The organism is Tunicatimonas sp. (genome assembly GCF_049647865.1).
GTDB lineage: Bacteria > Bacteroidota > Bacteroidia > Cytophagales > Cyclobacteriaceae > Tunicatimonas.
In genome coordinates, this window is sequence record NZ_JBARYM010000392.1 from 1 (window position 1) to 4,739 (window position 4,739).

The 4,739-nt window shown below is 43.1% G+C and carries 5 protein-coding genes; 1 reads left to right on the forward strand and 4 read right to left on the reverse strand.

The annotated features are described in order from the left end of the window. Window positions 1-1,685, forward strand: a 1,685-nt coding sequence (locus WBA23_RS11750; RefSeq protein ID WP_424582472.1) for a M1 family metallopeptidase, incomplete at its 5' end; no start/stop codon positions are given. A gap of 55 nt (window positions 1,686-1,740) precedes the next feature. Here WBA23_RS11750 and WBA23_RS11755 read toward each other — a convergent pair. The 4 genes from WBA23_RS11755 to WBA23_RS11770 all read right to left on the reverse strand — a co-directional run bounded on the left by WBA23_RS11755 (window position 1,741) and on the right by WBA23_RS11770 (window position 4,526). Continuing rightward, window positions 1,741-2,769, reverse strand: a complete 1,029-nt coding sequence (locus WBA23_RS11755) for a hypothetical protein (protein WP_424582473.1) — start codon at window positions 2,767-2,769, stop codon at window positions 1,741-1,743. Window positions 2,770-2,879: 110 nt separating this feature from the next. After that, entirely contained in the window at window positions 2,880-3,311 is a 432-nt protein-coding gene (locus tag WBA23_RS11760; RefSeq protein WP_424582474.1) for a hypothetical protein, read from the reverse strand. Between the two features lie 200 nt (window positions 3,312-3,511). After that, window positions 3,512-3,973 carry a hypothetical protein gene (locus WBA23_RS11765; RefSeq protein WP_424582475.1) on the reverse strand — a complete coding sequence of 154 codons (462 nt, stop codon included), beginning with the start codon at window positions 3,971-3,973 and terminating at the stop codon, window positions 3,512-3,514. A 4-nt stretch (window positions 3,974-3,977) separates the two neighbouring features. Beyond that, on the reverse strand, window positions 3,978-4,526 hold the full coding sequence (locus WBA23_RS11770) for an RNA polymerase sigma factor (RefSeq protein ID WP_424582476.1): 549 nt from the start codon (window positions 4,524-4,526) through the stop codon (window positions 3,978-3,980). Window positions 4,527-4,739 lie beyond the last annotated feature (213 nt).

Sequence of the window (4,739 nt, forward strand, 5' to 3'; positions counted from 1 at the left end):
GTAATGAACCCTACGATTCGGCCTTTTGGCAGTATTTTAATGATATTCAGGATGTTACCTTTGAGAACAAGTTGACCGATGAAAAGTTAGATTACGCAGCCACCTCTACCTCCACAGCGCAGACTGAGCAAACGAAAGAGTACGAACAAGAACTAAGCATTGGTGATCATAGCACTTACGAATTTACCCGAGCCGACAAGCTCTACGGTACATTGACCCCGGAGTTGGCCTGCTACGATGTCAATTACTATGATCTCACGTTAGACATTGATCCTGACGAAGAATGGATTCAGGGCACTTCGGCTATTCAATTTACGGTAGTTGAAGCAACTAATAGAATTAGAATTGATCTGTTTGAGTATTTAAAAATCCATTCAGTACGATTTGAGGGTGAAAATTTAGCGTTTGAGCGGGATTTAGATGCGGTGTACGTATCGTTCCCTGACACGCTGAAAATTGGGGATACTGCTAAAATTCTGGTGAACTACGAAGGGCATCCACTTGACGCTGATTTTGATATTTGGGCCAGTGGGTTTCTGTGGCAAGAAGACAATGAAGGCCATCCCTTTGCCCAATCGCTCTGTCAGGGATACGGAGCTAAAGGCTGGTGGCCGGTAAAAAACCATTTATCCGATGAGTCGGACGGTGCCTCCGTGCATATCACCGTTCCCGAAAGCCTTTACGCCGTATCCAATGGGAAACTAATTAAGACCGAGACATCTGTCGGAAAGAGTACCTATTATTGGAAAGTTCAGCATCCGATTAACAATTATAATGTAGCGGTTCACATCGGAAATTACGAAAACGCGCGTAGCGAATATATCAGTCAGAGTGGGAACAAATTGACATTAGACTACTATTTTCTTCCGCAAGGTCGAGAGTTAGCCGAAAAGAAGCTGCAAATGGTGCCTAAAATGTTGGAAGTTTACGAAAAGTATTTTGGCCCGTATCCTTTTAGTGAAGATGGTTTTAAGATAGTTCAGTCGCCCTACCCAATGGAACACCAGAGCTGTGTAGCGGTTGGACAATACTTTGATGAGCAACTAATCTTGCACGAAACTGCCCACGAATGGTGGGGGAACAGTGTTAGCGTAACCGATAACGCCGACATCTGGATTCACGAAGCTTTCGCTACCTACGCTGAATCGCTTTACATAGAAGAAACACTAGGCTATAAAATAGGTCAGGAATACTTAAACGCGAGAAAAAGCGAAATACTCAACGATCACCCTATTGTTGGAATTGAGGGCGTAAATCACTTCCACTACCGAATTGAAGATAAATATTTTAAAGGCGCATTGATGCTGAATACGCTAAGGCGCATAGTGGGTAATGACACGCGCTGGTTTTCATTATTAAAAAGTTTTCAAACTGATTTTCGACACTCTTCTATTAATACTGATACACTTTTGGCTTACTTTAATAGCAGCCTAGGTAAAGACTATACGCCGTTTTTTAATCAGTACTTACGTACTACGAAGATTCCTACCTTAGAAATCAGAAAAAGTGTAGATGGCTCTAACTATCGGTGGGGTGATATGATAGCTGATTTCAATATGCCGATAAATTTTAAGGAAATAGAAATAAGCCCAAGTGGTCAGTGGCAACAAGCAAATTTTGTTTTTACTGATGAAGACGTAGATCAGCTACAGAATAAATATCTGATAAAGGTTGAGATAAAGTAGCTATACCCAGCATACGAACGGTAGCAATATGAATAATTCTGAACACCTTGCGGCACTAAAGCCCAACATCTTCCCGAAGGTGCTGAATATGGTTACGAAGCGCATCTTCCCAGCGGGGGGCGGCATCCCAGGTGTTGCCGAGGTAAACATCGCCGGTGTAAATGTGCTTAATGTAGTACTTGTAAACCGGTTCGCCACTGCTGCCAGCTTCGCTAGTGGGGTCTTCATATCCTAGCATGGTTCGTAGATTTTCTTCGGAAGATTGTAGTCGCATCAGCACAAATGGATAACCATTTTGCCGAATCTCGTCTTCTTCCAGTGCAAAATCAACCAATCCGTACTCAAAGGGGTAGTCGCGCATAATTTGAGCAATAGCGCTGCTACTATCTGCTAACATCTGAGCTGTATCACTACTAGCCATTGGCGAAATAGAGGAATATTCTTCGTGACGATAAATAGCTAATTTATCCAGTTTCAAGTCCTGGGCGAAGCCTTCGGCTCGACGACCTTTTATTACATTGCCCGCCCCAGTGAAGAACTCGGGCCAATCGCTGATAAGGAAGTTTTGGGTTTCGTATTGATTAAGCAACATATACTTTTGAAACTGATCCATCATGGCCGACCAGTCGTTTCCAGTCATCATGTAAGCTGATTGATCGGGCGATACGAATGAAGCCTTCTCATTGAAGGTTGTCATCAGCAATCCGCACCGTTGATTATCTCGCTGAGGATCGTAACTCAGAAGAATTACATTTTTAATATTCCGACCAACTAACTGCCCGGTAAGTAATTGAGAAACATCGTGGCCCGCCCGGGCATCTTGCAAGTGGTAATAGGCTACCGCATCAATACCGGATTCCTGAAATGCTTGGTGAGCAGTTTCAGCAAAGGTCTGCCAGGTTTCATCCGGACTAATTACCATCGGCGCATCTACCAGCACCATCGTTTTGGTGTACATCACCGTTTCCGGTAGCTCATTGGCGGGGCTTAAATCGCGGAATGGATTGGGAAAAACGGAAGTATCTTGACCGTAAGCAACGTTTAGCGCAAAGATAAAAGTGACTGAGAATATGATTTGCTTCATGAAGATGATAAACCATTGGGCTAAAATTGCAACGTAAAATAGCAATGGTTCATTATCTTATGCGATATTTTTCTTCATAAATTTATCAACGATCTAGTAAATCTGTGCTATTAGCGACCACCAGGCCGTTGACCACTGCGTCGCCGTTCGCCTAGCTTTCGTAGTATCGTTCGCTGAAAGTCCGCTTCCGCCCGGATAAGCTGTAACATTTGGGTAGAAGAAAGCACTTTGGATAGTTCCGTAGCCATTTCTTTCTCTAAATCCAACTGGCGTTCTTTGAGCGAGAAGTATTCGTCAATGTGTTCTTGAGCCATTTCGTCATTTAATTCATCTGTTCTTCCCAAACGACGTAGTTTGAACTCTTCTCTCTTTAGCTCCCGACGTTGCTCATCCCACTGATTATAAACCGGCCAAAACTGCTGAGCGGTTTCGGGGGTTAATGACAAACGTTCGGTTAGAAACGCAATGCGAGCGGTTTCAATTTTCTCAATGGGTCGTTGAGCCAAAGCACTAGTAACTTCACCTAAACAAAGTGACAGCACAATGCAAATTGTTCTAGTGATTCTACCTAAAGAAATTTTAGGGCACGGAGACCGGAGCGAATCCCTACTGGCACCGAAAATCGAAGCGGTTCCACATTGGCACCGAAGACCGATTTCCGATTTCTGATTTCCGGTCTTCAATACATTCCTTAATAGTATATCAGAATAATGGTTAATGCTTAGCTGTTTCATAGTTTCGTTTATAAATACTCTTCTAGTAAATAATCAGTATCAAGGTAATAGTCTTCCGGCAAATCATACGATTCCAGTTCAGCATCTAGCAGTTCTTCCTGCTCCACTTCAGTAAGTAGTGCCGTTGAGGTTACGTCCACAGAGTTAATCTGTAAATAATCAATTAGTTCCTGTTCATCTACTTCCGCCAGCAAAACCTGCACTTCATCCTGGCTAGTTTCAGCCACAGGTGTAGTGCTAGTTTGAAAAGGGTTAACAAGCCAAGTGCCCACTGCTAAAACAACTACGGCCGCAGCAGCGTAGTACCAGCGCGAAGTGAGTGGAACTACTTTGTTTTCTTTCGAGTCATCCTCATCAATCCGCTGTTGTAGCCGCTGCGAGAAATCATTAAAATAGCCTTCCGGGGCGGGGAATGGATTTTGTCCTAGCCCTTTTTGCTTCAATTTATCTAAGTTTATTTTATCAGCCATGTTGCTAAATGGTTTCCAATTGTAAAAGTGCTTCTATTTTCTTTACCGCCAGATGATAGCTCGCTTTGAGGCCGCCTACACTAGTTCCGGTAATTTCGGCAATCGCATCGTATTTCAGATCTTCAAAATACTTTAGGTTAAATACTAACCGTTGCTTATCCGGCAGTTGTAGTAGTGCCTTTTGCAATCGTCGCTGAATTTCATCGCCATCTAGCGAAGGAGCCTGGTCTACTTTTGTAGCTAATGCCTGATTCGCATCGCCCAATGGAAGAAAAAACCGCTTCTTCTTTTTTTCTAAAAACCGTAGAGCTTCGTTGGTGGCAATTCGGTATAGCCAAGTATACAACTGAGAACTACCTTTAAACTTTTCCAGATTACGCCAAACCTTCACAAAGGCTTCCTGCATCACATCATCGGCATCGTCGTGGTCAATTACCATTTTGCGAACAATAGAATACATACGCTCCTGATAAGTACGCACCAGTAGCTGAAACGCTTCTTGTTGTCCGTCTTTTTCACTAAACCTACGGAGTATGTATTGATCCTGTTCCAAACGGATATTCGGTGATACTGCTGTAACCAAATTAGCGATTGTTTTCGTTTTATAGCTTAGATACGTAGTTGCCGCGAAGGTTTAATCCTTATATTGTAGAACGATGGAAATGTACGAACTAAAGCTAACGCCCAATCTTCAGAAGCTAACTGACCAAGAGTTCTTTGAACTTTGCCAAGCCAATAGCGAAGCGAAACTGGAGCGTACCAAAGA